The sequence below is a fragment of the Desulfovibrio psychrotolerans genome (assembly GCF_013340305.1).
In the GTDB taxonomy this organism is placed as follows: Bacteria; Desulfobacterota; Desulfovibrionia; order Desulfovibrionales; family Desulfovibrionaceae; genus Halodesulfovibrio; species Halodesulfovibrio psychrotolerans.
On sequence record NZ_BLVP01000035.1, the window covers coordinates 117,101 to 139,739 of the forward strand.

The following is a 22,639-nucleotide window of genomic DNA, read 5'->3' on the forward strand; positions in this document are numbered from 1 at the left end:
AAAACAGCCCATCCCGCTTCGGAGGGACTATGCAGACAAACATTCTGCTGGAATCCGGCACGAATGAACTGGAAATCGTCGAGTTCTTCCTCGATGAATCAGAAGCCGACGGCAGCAACTACCGCGGCTACTACGGCGTAAACGTTGCCAAGGTGCTGGAAATCATCCGCATGCCCTCGGTTACGGAACTGCCGGAAGGCAAGCACACCAGCGTGCTCGGAGCGTTCAACCTGCGCAACCACATCATCCCGCTGGTGGATCTTGCGCGCTGGCTGAACAAGAACCGCGGCGAGGTGGAACCGCCCAAGGTCATCGTCACGGAATTCAATAATGTCTGCACGGCGTTTCAGGTTTCCGGGGTCAACCGCATCCACCGCATAAGCTGGGAGGCGGTGGAACCGCCCAACCGCTATGTTTCGTCGCTCAGCAACTACTCCATCACCGGCGTGGTGAAGATAGACGACCGCATCATTTTCCTGCTCGACCTTGAAAAGATCGTGGCAGACCTCAACCCCGCCCTCGGTCTGCGTCTGGACGAGGCCATAGACTGGTCCGCCAACGTGCGCTACCGCGCCATCATAGCAGACGATTCCGGCCTCATCCGCGAAATGCTCCGCGACCTCATGGAAAAGGCCAACTTCGAGGTAGAGGCCATGACCAACGGACGCGAGGCATGGGACCGGCTGGTGGAACTCAAGGCCAAAGCAGAGGCGGAGCAACGCAGCATAACGGACTACGTGCAGGTCATGGTTTCCGACATAGAAATGCCCAGCATGGACGGCCACAACCTGTGCAAGCGTATCAAGGAAGACCCGCAGCTGCGCAAGCTGCCCGTCATCCTCTTCTCGTCTCTCATCACAGACAAGCTGCGCCATAAGGGCGATGCCGTGGGCGCGGACGATCAGGTCTCCAAGCCGGAAGTCACCCACCTTGCCCAGCGCGCCCTCGCGCTCATAGAGGCGGCAAAAGAAGAATAACCACACGCGGCGGGGCCAAAAGGCTCCGCCGCTTTTCTTTGGTGCGTTATGCCAATGCTCAGTCCAGCGCCCTGTCCAGATTCACAATAAAATCCTGCACGTTGGTCAGAATGGCGTGGGCGGTGAGCGATCCCCGGTCCGCCAGCTTGCCCGCCGCAAATTCAGACATATCCACAATAAAGAAATACACGGGCCGCACCGCACCGTCCGCCAGTACCTGATAGGAAGGCGTCATGTTGCCCGTGGCAATGGTGTGCAGCTGCGTGGCCATGGCCACCACCGTGGTCGCCCGCGAAGCCAGCGCGCGCATGGCGTCCTGCGCGGCATACACATCGGCGGTCACACCGGGCAGCGGGCCGTCATCGCGTATGGACCCCGCCAGCACATACTCCACGCCCTGTTCCACCACCGCGCGCATCACGCCGTCGCGCACCGCCCCCTGCCGCACCGCCTCTTCCACTGAGCCATATCCCCGGATGGTATTTATGGCGTCCAGATGGTGATAATGCCCCATGGCCGCCTGTTTCTTGGAATATATGCCCTGCCCCAGCGCGGTCTCGTACAGCGCACCTTCCAGATCATGGGTGGCAAGGGCGTTTCCCGCCAGCAGACCATGCACATAGCCCTTGCGCACCAGCGAAGAAAACGCCCTGCGCGCATCGGAATCAAAGATCACCGCAGGCCCGCCCACCCACACAATATACCCCTTCTCCCTGTCATGACGCAGAATGTCGTACAGGGTGTCATAGTCTATGGAAAACGAGGTCTCGCGGCTGGTGGAGGTGCGAAAGGCAAAAGTCTCCCCGCCGCAGGCGGACGCCGCTTCGGCAAACCCTGTCGCATGCACCAGAATCCCGTCCTCACCGTTCTCGCCCCGCCCCACCGCCACAACATCGCCCGCCTTCAGCCGCCGGAACTCCACCACCTCTGCCGCCTCGCCCGCCCTGCGTATCACGCAATCCATGCGCGAGTTACGCAGCAGCACCCAGTTTCCGGGGGTCATGTGCACGTACTCGGGAAAAATGGACGTTGCATGAAAGTCCGGCGGTGCCATGCCGTCCGCAGGGCAGGGCATAAATTGCGCCGTGGGCGCGTCCCTCAGCGGGGCAGATGAAAAATCCGGGTGGCGGAACGCGGGCAGAGTAAACAGAGACATGGCACACCTCCTTGCACTGAAAACAGAATACGCACCGCCATCCTACCACGCCGCCGTTGCCGCCACAAGAAACAGGACGCGCATACCCATTGCATCTCCTGTCGTTTCAGGTTCCTGTCCCGTGCCGGGAATCTCACCTGCCACACTTGCAGCCTCCCCCACCTGTCTGCTATGTTACTTGGTGGCCCCAAGGGCTCTTTCATTTCATCGCCCTCTGGAGCGACAGCAAGGATACACGCATGACCAATTTTCCCGAAGACCAGAACAACGCCCCCACAGACGAGCAACCGCAGGCACCTGCCGCGGAACTGGACCCCGCCGAGCGCATCGCTGCGGAGATCACCGACATAGAGGAGCCGGAAGACGCGCTCCCCCCCGTCACGCTGGCAGACCTTCCCGCCGCCATGCGCGCCGCCTGCGAAAACGCAGGCTGGAAGAGCATCATGCCCGTTCAGGCGCGTTCCATCCCCTACCAGCTGGCAGGCCGCGACATCATGGTGCAGTCCCGCACCGGCAGCGGCAAAACCGGCGCCTACCTGCTCCCCGCCATAGAGCGGCTGGACCCTTCCAAGCCCCATGTGCAGATGCTGGTGCTGGTGCCCACGCGCGAGCTGGCGTTGCAGGTGGAGTACGAGGCAAAAACCCTGCTCACGGGCTGCGGGCTGCGCACCTGCTGCGTTTACGGCGGCGTCGGTTTCGGCAAGCAGTTGGATGCCCTGCGGCAGGGCGCACACGTGGTGGTGGGCACGCCGGGGCGCATACTAGATCACCTGCTGCGACGCACCATGGACCTTGGCAACGTGCGCGTACTGGTCTTTGACGAAGCGGACCGCATGCTCTCCATCGGCTTTTACCCGGACATGCGCGAAATCAAGCGCTACCTGCCCAAGCGCCGTTCCACCTCCCTGCTTTCCGCCACCTACCCGCCCCACGTGGTGCAGCTTGCAGGCGAATTCATGCACCAGCCATGCATCCTCAGCCTCAGCCACCGTCAGGTGCATGTGGCGGATACCACCCACAGTTATTTCAGCGCCAAGCCCATGGAAAAAGACAGGGTGCTCGTGCGCGTGCTGGAGATGGAAAACCCCACCTCCGCCATCATTTTCTGCAACACCAAGGCCAACGTGCATTACGTCACTGCCGTTCTTCAGGGCTTCGGGTACGATGCGGACGAACTTTCCGCCGACCTTTCCCAGAGCAAGCGCGAGCAGGTGCTGGACAAACTGCGGCACGGCAAAGTGCGCTTCCTCGTCGCCACCGATGTGGCTGCACGCGGCATAGACATCCCCGCCCTGTCCCACGTCATCCTTTATGAGCCGCCGGAAGACCGCGAATCTTACATCCACCGCGCAGGGCGCACAGGACGCGCCGGTGCCAGCGGCGAAGTCATCTCGCTTGTGGACATCATGCAGAAGATGGAGCTTGAGCGCATCGCCAAGCATTACAAAATCCCCATGGAGCAGCGTCCCACCCCCACGGACGAAGACGTGGCGGCCGTGGCAGGGCAGCGCATGACCGCTCTGCTGGAAGCGCGCCTGCGCCAGAAAACCGGGCTGGAAAAGGAGCGCATGAAGCGCTTCCTGCCGCTGCTCAAAACCCTGCTGGCAGAAGAGGAACAGCTGTCGCTGGTTGCGCAGTTGCTGGATGAACTGTATCAGGCAACGCTGCACACGCCGCCGCCTGCCCCGGAACCGGAGCAGACGTCCGCCAACAATGGCAGCAGTGCCAGAGAAAGCAGAGAAAGCAGGGAGAGCAGAGAAGGCAGGAACAGTCGCGGATCACAGCGCTCCGGCAAATCCCGCAGAGACGGCGGCAGACCTTCGCGCGGCGAGTATCGGGAAGAACCCCGCTCCGGCGACGACCGCCCGGCACGGGACAACGCGCCCGCAGAAGGCTCCCGCAGGCAGGATACCTCCGATGCAAAGGCTTCCGGGCCGGACAATGCCGATACCGGCAGCACCCGGCAGCAGGCTGAAACAGCAGACGGGCAGCCCGCGCGCGCAAAACGCCCGCGCAGACGCAAAAAGCCTGCACAGGCCAAGCCGGAATAATATCCGCTCCATCATCCACCCGCTACAGGCCGTTACAGGATGTTTTCCTCAGTGCACCAAACCCAGTACACCAGCGACGAACTCATACGCACCTTTTCCGCGCTGCTCGACTCGTACAGCTTTGAACACGAACTCGCCATTCTGGGAGTGAAGAGGCACCACCTCCTCAAAAAACGGAAGGCGGTGCGCGAATTTTCGGCCCTGTTCATCGCCCTGTGGGGCCTTGCCCTGCAAAAGTCGTTTCCCGCAGAGCGCGACATGGTCTTTGACGAGTTCATCAGTCGCTATTCCTATTCCGCCAAAGGCTCCAACAAGGAAGTCACCCTGCTGCTGCGCAGCATAGAGGTGTACGCCACCTTGCTGCAAATAAACCGGGACAAAGACTTTTCAGAAGTTGCCCGGTTCGTCACCGACCTGCTGATGGAAGATTCGCCTGCCCGCGACCGCGCACGGCTGAAAACCGCCCTCGGCATCCGGGCCATGTTCAACCTCATATTCGACAAGCTCATCTGAACCTCCGAACAGTGGCGCATGCCCGCAAAAGAGGATTTTTTATGCATTACGACGCCCTCTTCCACTTCGACAACTCCGAGGCGGAACTGAATATCGCCATCAGCAATATTCAGAACTACCGCAAGGCCCTGCCGGATGCGGACTTCACCGCCGTCCTGCTGGTCAACGGCCCCGGCATCAAGCTCATGGGCAAAGACAGCCCGCAGGCGCAGGCTCTGCAAGACCTGCACACGGCAGGCGTAAGCATCCGCGTGTGCAACAATGCCATGAACAAGTTCGGCCTCACGGCCGAATGGCTGCACCCGGCGTGTACCATCATCCCCGCAGGCATTGTGGAAATCGTGAACCTGCAACGCAAGGGCTTCGCCTACGTCAAGCCGTAACACGGCGCTTTTTCCGCAGCCTGTCAACCTGCCCCGCACCCCGCTCCTGCCTTGCCGGAGCGGGGTTTTTTCGCGCCTGCGCAGCCTGCTCCCGCCTGCCGTCCGCATCCCGGCCCTATTGCCCTGTTATCAAAAATGGTTACTCTTCATGTCCCGGCTCGCTAACGCCTGCTGTTACAAAGCCCGAACCTGCGCCAACAAGGGAGGCGATATATGGCCCGTTTCCGTTCCCTCAAGACAACCCTGCGCTGCCTGCTTCTGGCAGAGGACTGGCAGGAAAACCTGCCTCAGCTGCTCGCCCTTCCCGGCAGAGAAACCGTGGGACCGCTCATGTCCTTTCTGCTGTTCGGGGGAGAGATGAAGTGGCGCGCCGCCACCGCGTTGGGCCTTACTGTGGCCCGCATGGCGGATGAAAACATGGAACAGGCGCGGGTGGTCATGCGCCGCCTGCTGTGGCACATGAACGAAGAATCCGGCAACATCGGCTGGGGCATCCCGGAAACCATGGCGGAAATCATGGCCAATCACCGCAGGCTGGCGGACGAATACAACCGCATGCTGCATTCCTACGTGCGCGAAACCACGGAAGACGATAACTATCTGGACCATCCCCCCCTGCGCGCGTCCGTCTACTGGGGACTGGGCAGACTCGCGCAGGCGCATCCAGACCTCATGGGCAACACGGTACGCGCCCTGTCGTGGGGGCTGGAGGATAAACACCGCCCCGGACGGGGCATGGCGGCATGGGCTTTGGGCATCCTGCGGGCGCGCGAGGCAGCGGACAAGGTCCGCACCCTGCTGTACGACGACACGCCCGTGGAACTTTTCGAAAACCGCACCATGGTCTGCTCCACCGTGAGCGGGCTTGCGGCGCAGGCGCTGGAAAGCATGGGAGAACCCGTACACACGTCCTCTGCATAGCGGCGGTGACGAACGGGAATAAAAGCGCAACACGCTCTACCCAATGGCATAACTGCCTGAAATGACAGACATGACAAGCGTGGCAGAGGGGACAACCCTGTCACTGCGCGCGGTGACACATGGCAGCTATGACCCGGTTATGACTCCGGCGGTGTTGTCCGGTGCCTGTTCCGATGCCTGTTTGGGTACCTGTCCAGATACCTGTCCAGACACCTGTCCGGAGACATCATCCTGCGACCCCGCCTCAGAACGCTGCGAAACGCCACGCACAAAATCCAGAACCAGCCGGGGCACAAGCGGCCACAGCACCAGCAGCACAGCAGCACCGGTCAGCCAGCCGCCCAGCACATCCGTAGGATAATGCTTGCCCAGGTACACGCGGGAATACCCTATGAGCAGCGGCAGCAGCCACAGCAGGCGCAACCGGGGCCACAGCAGCACGGCCATGCCCGCCGCCGCCACGGAATTGGCGGCATGGGCAGAAACGTAGGAGTTGCCCCGCGACTTCTGCGGAACAAAGTCGGCAGCCCGCTGCTGCCATTGGCCGTCTTCCACGTAGCGCACGCCCGCCATGGCGTTGTGGGGCCGCACCCTGCCGAATTCCTTCTTCAGCACATTGCAGGTCAGGTCTCCGGCACCGGCTGCCAGCGCCACCAGCACCAACCCCGCCAGCAGCGGCTTCCACCGCCTGCTGCGCCACCCGGCCACGGCAAAGCAGGCCACGGCTATCCCCCACACAAGCAGGCTGTTGGAAAACAACGGCATGGCCACATCCAGCACGCCGCTGCGCCATGTATCGTTCAGCAGAAAAAAGAGGGAGAGATCCCACTCCGGTGTTGCAAAGCTCATCATCATCTCCAGTGCTCCCCCGTGCAGTCAGCCAGTCCTGCCAGTCTTGTCAGGGTCTGACGGAGTCAGCCGGGGGCTGCCTGTTCAGCCGGGGTCTGCCCGTTCTGTCGGGGGCTGCCGGGATTATCAGGTTCGGGTATTCTCTGGAAACGTCTCTCTCGTCAGGTAATCCTGAGCAATCCTGAGCAATCCTGAGCAATCGCGGGCATTGCCGGGCAATAACGGGGAATACCGGGGAACGCCGGGTAATGCTGAACATACCGGGCATAGCCGTATCCCATGGTCCATCCCGCCTGCCCGCTCAGGCATCCGCATATACGGGTATGGTGCGCCGTGCTCATATACGTGTTTTCCGCCCACGGTACAACCTTCCCCGTGCCGGATAATCCCCTGCCGCCGCATCATGCCCGCGCTCTGCCTGCACCGCCACCTCCAAGGCACTCACCCTCACCAATTGTCTGCCCATACGCCTTACAAGAAGCTCTCCCAAAACTCTCCAAGACACTCTCCAAAATGCCCCCAGAAACCTCTCAGAACACCTTTCAAGACACCTTCCAAGATACCTTTCAATATGCCTTTCGGGATACCCCCCGGCGGTGTCAGCCCCCGCATCTCAGGCCCAGTGCCGTGCGGGCAGCCGAAAACCGCTCTCGACTACCGTTTGCCTTAGTGCTATACAGCGCGGAAAATAAAAGGAAGTGGCTTCGCAGGTTTCTTTCTTTTGTTCCGCCCGGTTTTGATCGCGTCGGTCTGAACCATTCCCCCACGGGCGGTTTTTTGTCATCAAACGGCGGCATGGCATGCCGTCCCTTCCGTGAGCCGAGCGGAAAGGATGCCCGCCGCCGAGAAGTATCGGCATACGCAGAAGGACGGCGTTCGTGGAGAAACTCCAGAAAGAAGCCTTGCAGGTTACCAAGGAAATTGTCGTGAAGTTCATTGAAACGGGCCGGGTATCGCCCCAGAACATCACGGAAATATTCCCCGCCGTGTACGAGGTCATTCTGAACACCATCGAGGGCGGCTACACGCCTGCCCCTGCGGAAGAAGAAGCACAGTAGGCGCACGGCTCCCATGCAGCATACCGCACCCCAGTCCGGCACAGCCGCCGGAGCACCACAGTATACTCCCGCCTCGGCATACACGGAACATGCGCGCCACGCGGAGCAGGTGTCCGGCATGTTCGGGCGCATTGCCCGCTGGTACGATTTCCTGAACCACCTGCTCAGCGGGGGCATGGATTATTACTGGCGGCAGCAGCTCGTACGGCAGCTTCTCCCCGGTCCCACGGGCAGGGTGCTGGATCTTGCGGCAGGCACCATGGATGTCTCGCTGGAAATTTTGCGCCAGCATCCGGGCGTCACCGTGCCCGCACTGGACTACTGCCACCCCATGCTGGCGGCGGGAACGGGCAAGATAGCCAGAAAAGGGCGCAGCACCCGCATCATGCCCGTGCAGGCAGACGGGCGCGCGCTCCCGCTGCCGGACGCCAGCGTAGACTGCGCCACCATCGCCTTCGGCATACGCAACATCGTGCCCAGGGAAGATGCCCTCCGGGAACTGCACCGCGTGCTTGTGCCCGGCGGCAGGCTGTGCATACTGGAGTTCGGCACCGGCAAGCACCCGGTGTGGATGGGATTGTACAACTGGTACCTGAACAGCGTCCTGCCGGGCATAGGCAAGATCATTTCCGGCGACGACGGTGCCTACAAGTACCTTGCGGACACCATCATGGCCTTTCCCACAGCGGACGAACTGGTGCAGGAAATGATGGACGCGGGCTTTTACCGCGCCTTCTACAAGCCCATGACATCCGGCATCGTGTACCTGCACGTGGCGGAAAAACGGGGCTAGAGACTGTTTACCCCCGGGCCAGCCACACCAGCAGCACCCCTGCACCTATGGCGGCAAGGCCCATGATACGCAGAGAAGGAGCACCGCGCCGGGCAAGGGTGGCAAGCACGGCGGGCAGTTTTTCGGCAAAAAGGGCATAGGGCAACCCTTCCAGAACAAGCGCAAGCCCCAGCGCGGTAACAAAAAGATTCCAGTCCATGTGCATGGGCACGTTGTTCCACAGCCTCCGGAACATGTCCAGCCCGCAGCACAGGCGAGGACACCATGATAATGTTTGAACAGCTTGCGGAAAAAAAGGCCCCTGTCGCAGTCATCGGCCTCGGTTACGTAGGCCTGCCCCTCGCGGTGGCCCTGTCCGACCATTTCGAAACCATAGGCTTCGACATCTCCGCCTCCCGCGTGGCGGAACTGAACGGCGGGCACGACCGCACAGGCGAAGTGGAAGACTCCCGCCTTGCCCTCAGCAAGGCCGCCTTCACCACAGACCCGGCGCAACTGGCCCGCGCGGGTGTTATCATCGTGGCCGTGCCCACGCCCATAGATTCCCACCGCAACCCGGACCTCACCCCCGTGCTCCTGGCATCGGAAACCGTGGGCCGTCACATGTCGCGCGGCTGCATCGTGGTCTATGAATCCACCGTCTACCCCGGCCTGACCGAAGAAGAATGCGTGCCCGTGCTGGAACGCTGCTCCGGCCTGCGCTTCGGGGCCGACTTCACCGTGGGCTACTCGCCGGAACGCATCAACCCCGGCGACAAGGTCCATACGCTGGAATCCATCGTCAAGGTGGTGGCAGGCTCCGATGCACGCACGCTGGACATACTGGACCGCCTCTACGCCTCGGTGGTCAGGGCGGGCGTCCACCGCGCCAGCTCCATCCGCGTGGCAGAGGCCGCCAAGGTCATAGAAAACACCCAGCGCGACCTGAACATCGCCCTCATGAACGAACTGGCCGTCATCTTCGACAAGCTGGGCATCGACACGCTGGAGGTTCTGGAGGCGGCGGGCACCAAATGGAATTTCCTGCCCTTCCGTCCCGGTCTGGTGGGCGGGCACTGCATCGGCGTAGACCCCTACTACCTCACCTTCAAGGCAGAGGCCATCGGCTACAACCCGCAGGTCATCCTTGCGGGCCGCCGCATCAACGACGGCATGGCCAAGTTCGTGGCAGAAAGCTGCGTCAAGCAGCTCATCCGGCGCAACCGTCTCATTCAGGGCGCGCGCGTGGGTGTACTGGGCTTCACCTTCAAGGAAAACGTGCCGGACCTGCGCAACACCAAGGTCATTGATCTGGTGAACGAACTGCGCGACTACGGCGTGAACGTGCTGGTGCACGACCCCGTGGCAGACGCCGAAGAAGCCCGGCACGAATACGGGCTGGAGCTTTCGCCCCTCAGCGATTTCACCGGGCTGGATGCCCTCATCCTCGCTGTGGCGCACGATGTGTACCGGGCCATGGACCCCGTGCAGCTCAAGACATGGTTCACAGACCCCCAGTCCCCTCTGTTGCTGGACATCAAAGGCATGTTCCCGCCGCAATCCGTGCGCGACGCGGGTTTCTGCCTCTGGAGGCTGTAGGCCATGCAGGATATCCCGGTCATCAATTGCTGGGCCGATTGCTGAATAGGCTTCATGGAGGCGAGTTCGCGCCTTCGTGCAGCACAGCCGGGCGAGCGCATCATCGCGCAGGCACGGCAGGAAGACCGGCAGCGTCTGGGCCGCATCGCCAAGGTGCGCGACGCGGCCATCGTGGAGGCACACATCCTCCCCGCGGGCAGCGTCTGCGGGCAGAATGGTGAACTGGTGAACTTTGTTCTGGAAAAACGCGCATGACACTGCTGCTCGCCACTGCCACGCAAAAGGAAATGAAGGCCGTCCTCAAAGGCTTTAACGGACGCGGACGCGTCGGCTGCCAGTTACCCGTGCAAGGACAGTGGTGCGAATCGCCCATAAACGAGCACCTGTGCCTGCTCGCCGTAACGGGAGTGGGGCCGCTCAATGCCTCATTCACGCTGGGGCGCATTCTCGGAGAATGTTTCGGCGTCACCGGCGTCATCAATCTGGGCGTGGCAGGCAGTTTCGATACCGCCATCCTGCCTCTGGGCACTGCCGTGCTGGCGGACAGGGAAATCTGGCCGGAATACGGCCTGCGTGCCAATCATACCGGACGATGCGGCACCGTGGCAGAGGCACCCTGTATCACCGGCACCGCCGGCACCTCCTCCCCCTGCGGCACCTCATGTTCCGATGGAGACGGTGCCCCCCCGTGGCTCGATGTGAACCCGCGCGGCATCGCCTTTCCCCTGTGGGAATCCGGCGATGAAGAAGATGCTCCGCCTGCCCGCACCGTGTGGGACCGCGTGGACCTTGCCCCCCATGCAGACATCGCCCGCATGGGCCTGAACAGACCCGCCGCCGCGTGCGCACCCAGCATCACCGTGGCGGGCGTAAGTGCCACCCCGCAGCGCGCCGCCGACCTGCACCGTACCTACGGCGCGCTCACGGAGAATATGGAAGGCTTTGCCCTTGCGCTGGGCTGCCTGCAGGCGGGCATACCGTTCGTGGAACTGCGCACCGTCTCCAATGTGGTGGGGTCGCGCGCGCCGGAAGACTGGAAGCTGGATGAAGCCCTTGCCGCACTGGGCGCAGCGGCACGGTCCCTTTTCATATAAGCTGTAGCCCTGAACCCAACCAACGGGAACCATACCGTCATGCGAGAACTCATAGCCTATCTTTCTGCGGAACAGCCGCGCATAAACGCCACTCTGGAGCGTGAAACCGCCGGTCTCAACCCGCTGGTGCAGCCCGTGGTGGCCCATGTGCTGGAAGCGGGCGGCAAGCGTCTGCGTCCCCTGCTCACCCTGCTCACAGCCCGCGCGCTGGGCTATGCAGGCGATGATGTCTACCCCCTCGCCTGTTCGGTGGAACTGCTCCACTCCGCCACGCTCCTGCATGACGACATCATAGACGATGCCGACCTGCGGCGCGGCACCCCTGCCGCCCATACCATGTTCGGCAACACCAAAACAGTGCTCGCGGGCGATGCGCTGCTGGCACTTGCCAACGCCATCGTTGCCCGCTACGGCAATCCGCGCCTCACGGCCTGCATTTCGGAAGCCATTGTGGAAACCGTTACCGGCGAAATCGCAGAAATTGCCTACCTGCGCAGCACGGGACACCCGCAGCAGACCTACATCGACATCATCAAGGGCAAAACCGCCTACCTTATTCAGGCCTCCTGCCGACTGGGCGCGCTCATCGCCGGTGCGGACAAAACGCAGGAAGAGGCCGCCGCCCTCTTCGGCATGCACCTCGGCATCGCCTTCCAGATAGTGGACGATGCGCTGGACTTCGCCCCTTCCGCCAAAGACATCGGCAAACCCGTTGCCGGAGACCTGCGCGAAGGCAAACTCACCCCCCCCCTGCTCATGTATCTCGAAAACCTCACCGGCGACGCGCACAAATCATTTGTGCAAAAATTCGAAACTGGTATGTTTACAGAAGCGGAGGTGCTGGCTGTTGCCGCCGCCATCCGCGAGCAGGGTCTGGACGCGCGCACCCGCACGCTGGCGGAAGACTATCTCGCCACCGCCCGCACGGCACTGAACGCCCTGCCGGACTGCGCAGAACGCACGGTGCTCGCCCAGACCATGGAGTATGTACGAAGCAGGTCCCATTAACGGCACACCCGCACCACGCTTCCGGCATGCTGGCACCGGCCCTTTTTCCATGCGGGGTAAAAGGGCACTTCTGCCCCGGTTCCTTCCCGGCGCGGCAGAAACCGACATGGCAGGCGGGCTATGCCCATGAAACGAAATTTCATAATGAATTCGCACTGACATGAGCGGGGGGAGGCGGCATGCGCAGCGGGAAAGAGGAAAAAATGCACAGGCAACTCGCCGATGTAACGCCGGAAGCTCTTGCAAAATGCCTTGCCCTCACCTTTCCTCCCGCCATGGTGCAGCTGGTGCAGGAGCTTGTGGCCCCTGTTCCCGCCTTCGACACCATCGCCCGCATCATCCAGAGCGACCCCGTCCTCTCCGCCACCGTGCTCACGCTGGTCAATTCGCCCTATTACGGGCTGAGCGCCAAGGTCACCAATCTGGAACGCGCCGCCGTGGTGCTCGGCACGCGTGAGATTCTGAAAATAGCCCTGTCCATTTCCTTCCAGCACAACACCTCGCGGGCCATCAAGCGCAACCGGGAATCCCTGTTCGCAGACTGGCGCCTCTCCGTATGGTCCGCCATCGCGGCAGAGCACATTGCCCAGCGCACCGCGCCCAAGGAAGCCCATCTGGCCTATCTGGGCTCGCTCCTCAAAGACCTTTCCCTGTTCATGTACCTGTGCCTTGAACAGGGCGACGACATGCCGGACGGCAACGCCTGCTTCCTGTGGCTGGAGGATAACCAGCTGGAGCTGGAACGCCAGCGCTGGGGCGAAACCCATGCCGACCTTTCCCGCACGCTGCTCAGCCAGTGGGGCCTGCCTGAATCCATTCTGGACGGCATAGCCAACCACCATAATCTGCTGGAGATAGAGGCCCACCAGCCCCTCACCCAGTGCATCATCCTCGCCACGCGCTGGGCGGAACTGCAGCACGGGCCGGACCTCAACCCCGGCACCATCATCCAGTTCGAACTGCAAATGCGCTCGCTGCTCAAGCTGGAAGACGCCCAGCTCGAATCCCTGCGTGACGAATGCACCCAGCGTTTCGAATCGCTGCTCAACCTGCTGGGCATACAGAATGCCACGCCGGACAACCGCTTCTACGCCCAGTCGCTCCAGTCCATGCAAAGCTTCTACTTCCACGCCATGGAAATAAGCCACACCACCACAGGCGTGGAGGGCATCGCCAGAATCATCAGCCGCCACCTGCGCTGGAAGTGGGGGCTGGAAAAGGCCCAGCTCGCCCTGCGCACCATAGAGGGCGGCGGGTTCACCCTGTTCACCATCTCCCCGGAGGGCACGGAAGCAACAGGAACGGAATCCCCCTCCATCGCCAAACTGCCATGGAAGGTGCGGGGAGAAGCCCTCACCCTCGGCCCGCAAAAGGCCCCGTACGGAGAACTGCGCTTCCAGCCTTCCGGCAAGGCAGACCCGGCTGCGGGCCAGCAGCTGCGCATCTATTCGCGCTTCATGACCACCGCCCTCGCCACCTATTACAATGAACAGGCGGTGGTGCTTACCAAGGCGCAAACCCTGCAATCGCTGCCCGTGGGCGTGGCTCTGGTGGACCTCAAAGGCACCATTCTGGACGCCAACCAGCGGTTTCTGTCCTTCCAGAGGCTGGAATCCGTCCCGGCGGGCACCAACGTGGCAGACCTGCTCAAAGACACGCTGAGCATCCACTTCGCGCCGCTGCTCACCAACCTGCTTGCAGAGGCAGACCGCCCCTCCATCAGCCAGCTGTTCTGTTCCGTGGCCCTGCGGGAAGCCGCCAAAACCCCGTGCCTGTACCTTTCCGTGCACCGGCACGACTCAGGCGGCTCCAACACCCTGCTCGTGCTGCTGGAAGACGTCACGGAAATCTCGGCCATGGAGATGCAGGCCCTGCAGCAGCGGGATTTTCTGGAACGCCTCGTCAGTTCCATGCAGGAATTCATCGCCACCGTGGACCTTACAGGCACCATCCTGTGGACAGCCCCTGCATCCGGGCACATGCAGGGCAAAAACCTCTTTACCGTCACCCGGCCTGCGGGCCGTTTCTCCGGCCAGTGGACTCCCGCCTTCCTCGAGGGAGCACCCGCCCCCGCCGTTCCCGTGGAAGTCACGCTGGCAGACGGCACCCAGCCCCCGCTGCAACTGGAGCTCATCTTTTCTCCCCTGCTCAGCGCCACATCGGGCACCACCTATCTTGTGGTCGGCAGAGACCTCACCGTCATCCGCAGGCTGGAAGACAAAATCCGCCAACAGGCCATGTTCGACGGCCTGACCGGGCTGTTCAACTATTCCCAGTTCAACGCCGTGCTCGGCCGCGAGGTGGAGCGCAGCGCACGCACCGGACGCGGCATGGGTCTGGTCTTTTTCGATCTGGACGGCTTCAAGAAGGTGAACGATACCTACGGGCATCAGGCCGGAGACAAGCTGCTCAAGCTCATTGCCAAGGGCGTGCTGCTAAGCGTGCGCAAGGGCATGGATTTCCCCTGCCGCTACGGCGGTGACGAATTCGCCGTGGTGGTCACGGAAGTGAACCGCCCCACGCTGGAAGCCCTGTGCGAACGCCTGCACGCCGCCGTGCGCAAACACTGTCAGGGCACGGTATCTCTGAGCATGGGCGTTGCGCAGCTCAGGCAGGGCGAAACAGCCGAACAGCTGCTCCAGCGCGTGGACCGCGCCAGCTATCAGGCCAAAAATGCCGGCGGCGCGCAAACTGTCTGGGCGGAATAACCCCCTCCTCGCGGCACCTCGGTGCCGCGCCGCATTTTGGCCTTTCCAAACGCCGCAAATGCCAGTATGGAGTGCCCAACCCATAACCACAGCAACCCGTTTTTGAGGAGAAGTACATGCTGCGGCGCATTGAAGTAGGGCTGCGCGCCGGTGTCACAGACACCGTGGGACGCAAGACAGCAAGCAAGATCAAGGAATCTTTGGGGCTGGACGTCACAGACGTGCGTCTGGTCAAGGTATTCACCGTAGACGGTCTGGACGGGGAGCATCTGGAGCACCTTGTCGGCACGGCCGGCCTGCATGATCCGGTACTTCAGGAAGCGTCGCTCACCCCCGTTGCCTCCGACGCGGACTGGGTGCTGGAAGTGGGCTTCCGCCCCGGCGTCACGGATAACGAAGGCCGCACGGCGCGCGAAACCATCGCCATCGTGCTGGGGCTGAAAAAGCGCGAAAGCGTTTCCGTGTTTGTCTCCAACCAGTACCATATCTACGGTGCCCTCACCGAGGCGCAGGTCGATTCCATCGGCAAGGACCTGCTCGCCAACGAGCTCATCCAGCGCTACGAATACACCAGCGGCGCGGCATGGCGCGCCAAGCCCGGCTTCGCGCCCTTTGCGGCCCGTGTTTCCGGTCATGCAAGCAGCGAGGTGGCCGTCATTCCCTTCGCCACCATGAGCGATGAAGAGCTCATGGCCTTCTCGCGCGAAAACACGCTGGCCCTCTCGCTGGAAGAACTGCACGCCATCCGCGCCTATTACACGCGCGAAGACGTCCGTGCCCACCGCACCGCCACGGGGCTGCCCGCCAACCCCACAGACGCCGAAATAGAGGTGCTGGCCCAGACATGGTCCGAGCACTGCAAGCACAAGATTTTCTCCTCGCGCATAGACTACACCGATGCAGAGACCGGCAGGCGCGAAACCGTAGACAGCCTCTACAAAACCTACATTCAGGGCTCCACAAAAATCCTGCGCACCCGCATGGGCAAAGACGATTTCTGCCGCTCCGTGTTCAAAGACAACGCGGGCGTCATCGCCTTCAACGAAACCCACGACGTGTGCATCAAGGTAGAAACCCACAACTCCCCCTCCGCGCTCGACCCCTACGGCGGCGCGCTCACGGGCATTGTGGGCGTAAACCGCGACCCCATGGGCACCGGCATGGGCGCGAACATGGTCTGCAATACAGACGTGTTCTGCTTTGCCTCGCCCTTCCATGAAGGCGAGCTGCCCCCGCGCCTGCTGCACCCCCGCCGCGTGCTGGAAGGCGTGCGCGAAGGCGTGGAACACGGCGGCAACAAGTCCGGCATTCCCACCGTAAACGGCTCCATCGTGTTCGAGGACCGCTACCTCGGCAAGCCGCTGGTCTACTGCGGCACCGTGGGCATGATCCCCAAAGAAATCCACGGCAAGCCCGGTCATTACAAGAAAGCCCTCCCCGGCGACATCATCGTCATGGCGGGCGGGCGCATCGGCAAAGACGGCATCCACGGCGCAACCTTCTCCTCGGAAGAACTGCACGAAGAATCACCCGCCACTGCGGTGCAGATAGGCGACCCCATCACCCAGCGTAAGATGTACGACTTCATCATGCGCGCGCGCGACAAGGGGCTTTACAACGCCATCACAGATAATGGCGCAGGCGGCCTTTCCTCCTCCGTGGGCGAAATGTCGGAAGATACGGGCGGGTTCCGCATGGACCTCTCCAAGGCCCCGCTCAAGTACGACGGCCTGCGCCCGTGGGAAATCCTGCTCTCCGAGGCGCAGGAACGCATGACCCTCGCCGTGCCGCCCCGGCATATGGAAGAGTTCATGCAGCTTGCGGGCGAGATGGATGTAGAAGCCACCGCCCTTGGCGAATTCACCGACAGCGGCTTCTTCCACGTCACTTACGGCGACAAGCCCGTTGCCAGCCTGCACATGGACTTCGTGCACGAGGGTGTGCCCCAGATGCGCCTTGTGGCGGAATGGAAGCAGCCCAGACACGCCGATGCGAAGATAGACGTGGCAGACGCCGATCAGGGCGGGCTGCTCAAAACCATGCTCGGCCGCCTGAACATCTGCTCCAAGGAATACGTCATCCGCCAGTATGACCACGAGGTCAAAGGCGGCAGCGTCATCAAGCCTCTTGTGGGCGTAAAGCGCGACGGTCCCGCCGATGCGGGCGTGGTGCGCCCCCGGCTGGATTCCGAATACGGCATCGTGCTGTCCCACGGCATCTGCCCGCGCTACAGCGACTACGACACCTACTGGATGATGGCCAACGCCATAGACGAGGCCGTACGCAACGCCGTGGCCGTGGGCGCGGATCTGGACCACATGGCGGGCTGCGACAACTTCTGCTGGTGCGACCCCGTGCAGAGCGAAAAAACGCCCGACGGCCACTACAAGCTGGCCCAGCTGGTACGCGCCAACAAGGCCCTTGCCCACTTCTGCCTTGCCTACGGCGTGCCCTGCGTGTCCGGCAAAGACTCCATGAAAAACGACTACACCGGCGGCGGCGTGAAGATATCCATCCCGCCCACGGTGCTCTATTCGGTCCTCGGCGTCATCAAAGACGTGAACAAGACCACCACGTCAGACTTCAAAAAACCCGGCGACCGCATCTATCTGCTCGGAGCCACCCTGCGCGAGCTGGGCGGGTCGGAACTTATCGATGAGCTTGCACTCAGTGCCGCCAGCGTGCCGCAGGTAGATGCCCTTGCCGCCCGCGCCCGCTACCGGGCCGTGCACACCGCCATCACCTCCGGCCTCGTAAACGGCTGCCACGACTGCTCAGACGGCGGCTTCATCGTCGCGCTGGCAGAAATGGCACTGGCGGGCCGCCTCGGGGCGCGTGTGGACATGGAAAAGCTCGTCACCGTAGGGGCCATGAACAGAACAGAGGCCCTGTACTCAGAATCCGCCTCCCGTCTCATCGCCACCGTGCCCGCCGCCAAGGCTGCCACCTTCGAAGCCCTGTTCAAGGGGCAGCACATTGCCTGCCTCGGCGAGGTCACGGACAACGGCGTTCTCACCGTCACCTCCGGCACCTCTCCCCTCATCACCGAAAACGTGGAGGCGCTGGCCAAGGCGTTCAAGGCGACGTTGAACTTCTAAACGAGTATTGCAGCAAAACCCAAAGCCCCCTTCCGCAAGGATGGGGGCTTTTTTGGTAATATCTCTCCACAAACACTGATTGAAATCCTACCCCGGCAACTGGGCAAAGCGGTGCTCAAGCTCCCTGATGTCCCTTTCCGCTACGCCACACGCTGCGTAGTGCTCTCGCCAACCGCGCATAACCTTTACAATGCCCATGCCTATATCCTCCGCCTCGTCTTTCCGCAGGCCGAAAGGCTCCGGCCAGCTGAGAACATTGGTCAGGGTTGCCTCCCTCCCCCGGTGGCCACAGGCAAGCGCGAGTTCGTATTTTCTGAACCGGGCCTGCGTGGGAACAACATCATACACAGGCGTTATGGCTATCCCCGTCCGGGTCACAAACCATGCGTGATTGCGGGGATGATCATCAATGTTGGCGCACAGCGCGTTAAAAACCATCCGCCTGAACAACTCCTGCCCGGAAAAAGCATCGCCGTGCTGCCTCGCCAACTGCGCAAGGTCCTGATACCCTCCCCACATGCCCTCCTCGGAAATGGCTGCATGGAGCGTAAATCCCGAAATAAAGTGCCTCGGTTCCCCGGCATCCGTCCTGTCAAACCGCTTAACAAGAAGAACACTGCCGTAAGCCGTCTCCAAAACACGGGTTCCGGCAACCGATATGCCGCACCGGGCCGCGAGCGTCATTGTGGCGTGTTCAATCCTCGGCTCATTCCACGGGTCTCCCCGTCTGGAAAACTTGGCAATGTAAGCGCCATCGTCCATCTCGACCAAGGCCTTGGGCCGCCCGCCTCCCACACTGAGCGAAGATGCCAACGCCTGCATGAAGGCCTCTTCCGGCAACGCTCTGCGCAATTCGTCAAGGTCGGCATCATCGTCAAGCCCGTCCACCTTCGCCACCACGTACGCCACCTGCTCAATGTCATCTCTGGGAACGGAATACACAGAGCCGCCGGCCCACAAGGCCATGGATTTGGGCCCTTCCGATGCCGATTCCCCGAAAGCCAGCGCACCGATACGGTTTGCGGAATGCGCGGCGGTCAGAATATCAGTCTCGGTCAACGTCACCGCATGTCGCCCGGCCAGCAGGGAAAGGATTTTGCGCCCCCATCTGTCAGGAGCGGCATCACGGAGCACGGAGAACATTTCCCCCCGCCTGCTTGTGGCCGGTGTGGCCATGACAAGCGGAAACGACACCGGGTCCAGAGGAACGGCGTCCGGGCGGCGGATATAACGCTGGCCGTAACCAAGCGTACACAGCCTGTCAGGCCTGTGCTCCGTAAGCAGGGCAGCCGGAACATATCCCTTTTCCGGCAGCCAGATGAATACAACAATACCACGACCGTCAGAAGTCATACGCATCATCCCCGGTCACGCCTTCACGGATTCGCTTGGGTTCACGGCCTCTTTCCAGCAGTGTGCCGAGCTGATCCCGCCCGGGGTCTGCAACGCGCGCAAGGTCCTGGTGCAGCTGCAAAACCCAGAGCACGCTGGCCAGAATCCCCATCCCCACTCCCGGCTCACCGGCCTCAAGCCGCTGGATTGTCGCCCGCGATGTGTAGGCAAGCGCGGCCAGCTTCGATTCGCTCAACCGCCGCCGCTTCCGGGCAATCTGGACAGAACGCCCAAGGTCTTTGAGAATGCTCTCCACCGGCAGGGGAAGGGCCCTGTCTGCTTTCTTGTTCTTACTCATGACTCAAATATACGCCACTAAACTCTCTAGTGCAATATATTTGAGTCATTCTTGCACGCATCGCAGCAAGTCCTGCTCACAAAACACGGCATCCACCGCCCGTTCAGGCTGCCACCGGGCCTGCCCGACAAAAAGCGGGAGCCGAAGCCCCCGCTGTTTTCTGTTCCGTTCCCGGCAGTTGCCACACCAGCCGACCTTACATATGGACCAAGTGAGCCAAGTGGACCGAGTGGACCAAGTGGACCGAGTCAGCCATGTCGGCCATGCCAGTCATATCGACTGCACGGCCTACAGGCCCTGCGGGGCGGCCGGAAGTGGCGTTCCCGGCAGCCGCCTACCCTGCAGCCTTGGCCTGCTGACGGCGGGCATGAAGAATAGGTTCGGTGTAGCCGTTGGGCTGTTCACGCCCCTTAAACACCAGATCGCAGGCCGCGGCAAAGGCAATGCTGTTCTCAAAATCAGGGGCCATGGGCCGGTAGGCAGGGTCATCCGCGTTCTGGCGGTCCACCACGGCGGCCATGCGGCGCATGGTCTCCATCACCTGCTCATGGCTGCACACGCCGTGGTGCATCCAGTTGGCAATATACTGGCTGGATATCCGCAACGTGGCCCGGTCTTCCATCAGGCCCACATCGGTTATGTCCGGCACCTTGGAGCAGCCGATACCCTGATCAATCCAGCGCACCACGTAGCCCAGAATACCCTGTGCGTTGTTGTCCAGTTCCCGCTGCACCTCCTCAGGCGTCAGCGGCGCACTGAGCAACGGCATGGAGATAAGATCGTCCAGCGTGGCGCGCGGCTTGCCCATAAGCGCCGCCTGCCGTGCGAACACGTCTTCCATGTGGTAATGCATGGCGTGCAGCGTGGCGGCAGTGGGCGAAGGAACCCACGCGCAGTTGGCTCCCACTCTGGGATGCCCTATCTTGGCCTCCATCATCTCACGCATCATGTCCGGCTTGGGCCACATGCCCTTGCCTATCTGCGCCCGGCCATGAAAACCCGCCGCAAGCCCCACGTCCACGTTCCAGTCCTCATAGGCAGCAATCCACGGCTGGGCCTTCATATCATTCTTGCGCACCATGGGCCCGGCTTCCATGCTGGTGTGTATCTCATCCCCCGTGCGGTCCAGAAATCCGGTGTTGATGAAGATAACCCTGTCAGCCGCCGCGCGGATGCACTCCTTCAGATTCAGCGTGGTGCGCCGCTCCTCGTCCATAATGCCTATCTTCAGGGTCAGCGGCGCAAGCCCCGTGGCCTGTTCCGCCCGCGCAAAAATCTCGCAGGCAAAGGTCACTTCCTCCGGCCCGTGCATCTTGGGCTTCACAATATACACGCTGCCCTTCTTGCTGTTGCCGTACCGCCCCGTGCCGCGCACGTCGTGCAACGCCACATACGCAGTGACAAAGGCATCCAGCATCCCTTCCGGTATCTCGCGCCCGTTCAGCAGCACGGCGTCCGTGGTCATAAGGTGGCCCACGTTGCGGATAAGCAGCATGCTGCGCCCCGGCAGCACAAGCGGGCTGCCATCCGGCGCGGTATACGCCCGGTCGGGGTTCAGGCTGCGCTCCACCACGGAATTCCCCTTGGGAAAGCTCGCCGCAAGGTCGCCCCGCATAAGTCCCGCCCAGTTGCCGTAGGCCAGCGCCTTATCCTCGCCGTCCACCACCGCCACGGAATCCTCGCAGTCGTTAATGGTGGTTATGGCGGCTTCCAGCACCACATCCTTTATGCCGCAGGGGTTCTGCCTGCCTATGGGGTGGCTGCGGTCCACATGCAACTCAATATGCAGGCCGTTGTTACGCAGCAGCACCACAGAAACTCCGCCGTCTCCGGCCACAAATCCGGCAAACCCGGCCGGGTCCGCAAGCCCCGTCACAGAGCCGTCCGCAAGGGTCACCACAAGCTCTCTGCGGCCTGCGCCCCCGGCAACAGCATACTCCGCCGCCCCGGTATGGCTGCCCGAAGCAAGCGGAACGGCAGAATCCAGAAACCGCGCCGCGTACTCAATAACCTTGGCCCCGCGCACGGGATTGTATCCCCGGCCCTTTTCCGCGCCGTCATCCTCCGGCAGCACGTCCGTTCCGTACAGGGCGTCATACAGGCTGCCCCAACGCGCATTGGCGGCGTTCAGGGCATAGCGGGCGTTGGTCACGGGCACCACAAGCTGCGGCCCCGCAATGGTGGCTATTTCCGGGTCCACGTTCTGCGTGGTTATGGAAAAATCCGGCCCCTCAGGCAGCAGGTAGCCGATATCATACAAAAACTGCTTGTAGGCCACGGCATCGTGCGGCTTGCCCTTGCGGTCCAGATGCCAGCGGTCAATGGCCGCCTGCATGGTGTCGCGAATGCGCAGCAACTCGCTGTTGCGCGGCTGCAACTCCGCAACGGTCGCCTCCAGCCCCTTCCAGAATACATCCGGCTCAAGCCCCGTTCCCGGCGCCACCCGCTGCGCAATGCAGTCATACAGCGCCTTGTCGATGGCAAGATTGCCTACCTGTACTCGTTCTTTCATGCCGGTCTCCTTGTTACGTCCGCAGATACGGACCCGTGCGGGAAAATGGACGGCAAGCCGGAAACGGCAGGCAAATCGGGTACAACCCACACAGCACCACGTGCGTACCCACTTCCGGCTGACGGAACACCCGTTGAATTGGTCAGACCATATATGTGACACAGCTCGCTGCCGCTGACAAGACAACCCCAAAAGCTCCCGTCCCTCACCCCTGTTGCAACTCGTCCCGCAGTTGACAAACCCACGCCGC

19 protein-coding genes are annotated in these 22,639 nt (G+C 62.0%); 13 read left to right on the plus strand and 6 right to left on the minus strand.

Translation table 11 applies throughout. The features are described 5' to 3' along the window. The first annotated feature begins 29 nt into the window (after positions 1 to 29). The gene (locus HUV26_RS14235) at positions 30 to 977 is read left to right on the plus strand and encodes a chemotaxis protein (protein WP_174410799.1); all 948 of its coding nucleotides are present in this window, start codon (positions 30 to 32) and stop codon (positions 975 to 977) included. A 58-nt stretch (positions 978 to 1,035) separates the two neighbouring features. Here HUV26_RS14235 and HUV26_RS14240 read toward each other — a convergent pair whose 3' ends face one another. Further along, positions 1,036 to 2,133, minus strand: coding sequence for a putative NPN-dependent ornithine cyclodeaminase (locus HUV26_RS14240; protein WP_174410800.1), 1,098 nt, complete (start codon positions 2,131 to 2,133; stop codon positions 1,036 to 1,038). A gap of 239 nt (positions 2,134 to 2,372) precedes the next feature. Here HUV26_RS14240 and HUV26_RS14245 point away from each other — a divergent pair, with 239 nt between their 5' ends. The 4 genes from HUV26_RS14245 to HUV26_RS14260 all read left to right on the plus strand — a co-directional run bounded on the left by HUV26_RS14245 (position 2,373) and on the right by HUV26_RS14260 (position 6,001). After that, complete coding sequence (locus HUV26_RS14245; protein ID WP_174410801.1) at positions 2,373 to 4,184, plus strand: DEAD/DEAH box helicase; 1,812 nt, start codon at positions 2,373 to 2,375, stop codon at positions 4,182 to 4,184. A 51-nt stretch (positions 4,185 to 4,235) separates the two neighbouring features. Then, complete coding sequence (locus tag HUV26_RS14250; RefSeq protein WP_174410802.1) at positions 4,236 to 4,697, plus strand: hypothetical protein; 462 nt, start codon at positions 4,236 to 4,238, stop codon at positions 4,695 to 4,697. A gap of 41 nt (positions 4,698 to 4,738) precedes the next feature. Beyond that, on the plus strand, positions 4,739 to 5,080 hold the full coding sequence (locus HUV26_RS14255) for a DsrE family protein (protein ID WP_174410803.1): 342 nt from the start codon (positions 4,739 to 4,741) through the stop codon (positions 5,078 to 5,080). A 213-nt stretch (positions 5,081 to 5,293) separates the two neighbouring features. Then, positions 5,294 to 6,001: a DVU0298 family protein gene (locus HUV26_RS14260; protein WP_174410804.1), complete on the plus strand. Its 708-nt coding sequence runs from the start codon at positions 5,294 to 5,296 to the stop codon at positions 5,999 to 6,001. A 126-nt stretch (positions 6,002 to 6,127) separates the two neighbouring features. Here the strand turns inward: HUV26_RS14260 and HUV26_RS14265 are convergent, their stop codons facing one another. Continuing rightward, positions 6,128 to 6,850 (minus strand): phosphatase PAP2 family protein, encoded by a 723-nt coding sequence (locus HUV26_RS14265; RefSeq protein ID WP_174410805.1) that lies wholly within the window; start codon positions 6,848 to 6,850, stop codon positions 6,128 to 6,130. A gap of 878 nt (positions 6,851 to 7,728) precedes the next feature. Here HUV26_RS14265 and HUV26_RS14270 point away from each other — a divergent pair. After that, a complete protein-coding gene (locus HUV26_RS14270) occupies positions 7,729 to 7,908 on the plus strand; it encodes a hypothetical protein (RefSeq protein ID WP_174410806.1) in 180 nt (59 codons plus the stop codon). 13 nt (positions 7,909 to 7,921) lie between these two features. Further along, positions 7,922 to 8,701, plus strand: a complete 780-nt coding sequence (locus HUV26_RS14275) for a ubiquinone/menaquinone biosynthesis methyltransferase (protein ID WP_174410807.1) — start codon at positions 7,922 to 7,924, stop codon at positions 8,699 to 8,701. Between the two features lie 7 nt (positions 8,702 to 8,708). On the opposite strand, the gene HUV26_RS14280 is transcribed toward HUV26_RS14275, so the two are convergent. Further along, positions 8,709 to 8,936, minus strand: coding sequence for a DUF2065 domain-containing protein (locus HUV26_RS14280; protein ID WP_308483164.1), 228 nt, complete (start codon positions 8,934 to 8,936; stop codon positions 8,709 to 8,711). A gap of 29 nt (positions 8,937 to 8,965) precedes the next feature. On the opposite strand from HUV26_RS14280, the gene HUV26_RS14285 reads away from it, so the two are divergent. From HUV26_RS14285 to HUV26_RS14310, 6 genes are all read left to right on the plus strand, one after another. Beyond that, positions 8,966 to 10,279, plus strand: a complete 1,314-nt coding sequence (locus HUV26_RS14285; RefSeq protein ID WP_174410808.1) for a nucleotide sugar dehydrogenase — start codon at positions 8,966 to 8,968, stop codon at positions 10,277 to 10,279. Positions 10,280 to 10,333: 54 nt separating this feature from the next. Then, on the plus strand, positions 10,334 to 10,534 hold the full coding sequence (locus tag HUV26_RS14290; protein ID WP_174410809.1) for a hypothetical protein: 201 nt from the start codon (positions 10,334 to 10,336) through the stop codon (positions 10,532 to 10,534). Continuing rightward, on the plus strand, positions 10,531 to 11,373 hold the full coding sequence (gene mqnB, locus HUV26_RS14295; protein WP_174410810.1) for a futalosine hydrolase: 843 nt from the start codon (positions 10,531 to 10,533) through the stop codon (positions 11,371 to 11,373). Before HUV26_RS14290 ends, mqnB begins: the two co-directional genes overlap by 4 nt. 39 nt (positions 11,374 to 11,412) lie before the next feature. Continuing rightward, positions 11,413 to 12,381, plus strand: a complete 969-nt coding sequence (locus tag HUV26_RS14300) for a polyprenyl synthetase family protein (RefSeq protein ID WP_174410811.1) — start codon at positions 11,413 to 11,415, stop codon at positions 12,379 to 12,381. A gap of 179 nt (positions 12,382 to 12,560) precedes the next feature. Next, entirely contained in the window at positions 12,561 to 15,089 is a 2,529-nt protein-coding gene (locus HUV26_RS14305; protein WP_243451404.1) for an HDOD domain-containing protein, read from the plus strand. A gap of 116 nt (positions 15,090 to 15,205) precedes the next feature. Continuing rightward, entirely contained in the window at positions 15,206 to 18,187 is a 2,982-nt protein-coding gene (locus HUV26_RS14310) for an AIR synthase-related protein (protein ID WP_174410812.1), read from the plus strand. Between the two features lie 87 nt (positions 18,188 to 18,274). On the opposite strand, the gene HUV26_RS14315 is transcribed toward HUV26_RS14310, so the two are convergent. From HUV26_RS14315 to HUV26_RS14325, 3 genes are all read right to left on the minus strand, one after another. After that, positions 18,275 to 19,540, minus strand: a complete 1,266-nt coding sequence (locus HUV26_RS14315; RefSeq protein WP_174410813.1) for a type II toxin-antitoxin system HipA family toxin — start codon at positions 19,538 to 19,540, stop codon at positions 18,275 to 18,277. Further along, positions 19,530 to 19,877, minus strand: coding sequence for a helix-turn-helix domain-containing protein (locus HUV26_RS14320; RefSeq protein WP_174410814.1), 348 nt, complete (start codon positions 19,875 to 19,877; stop codon positions 19,530 to 19,532). Before HUV26_RS14320 ends, HUV26_RS14315 begins: the two co-directional genes overlap by 11 nt. 334 nt (positions 19,878 to 20,211) lie before the next feature. Then, the gene (locus HUV26_RS14325) at positions 20,212 to 22,389 is read right to left on the minus strand and encodes a malate synthase G (RefSeq protein ID WP_174410815.1); all 2,178 of its coding nucleotides are present in this window, start codon (positions 22,387 to 22,389) and stop codon (positions 20,212 to 20,214) included. Positions 22,390 to 22,639 lie beyond the last annotated feature (250 nt).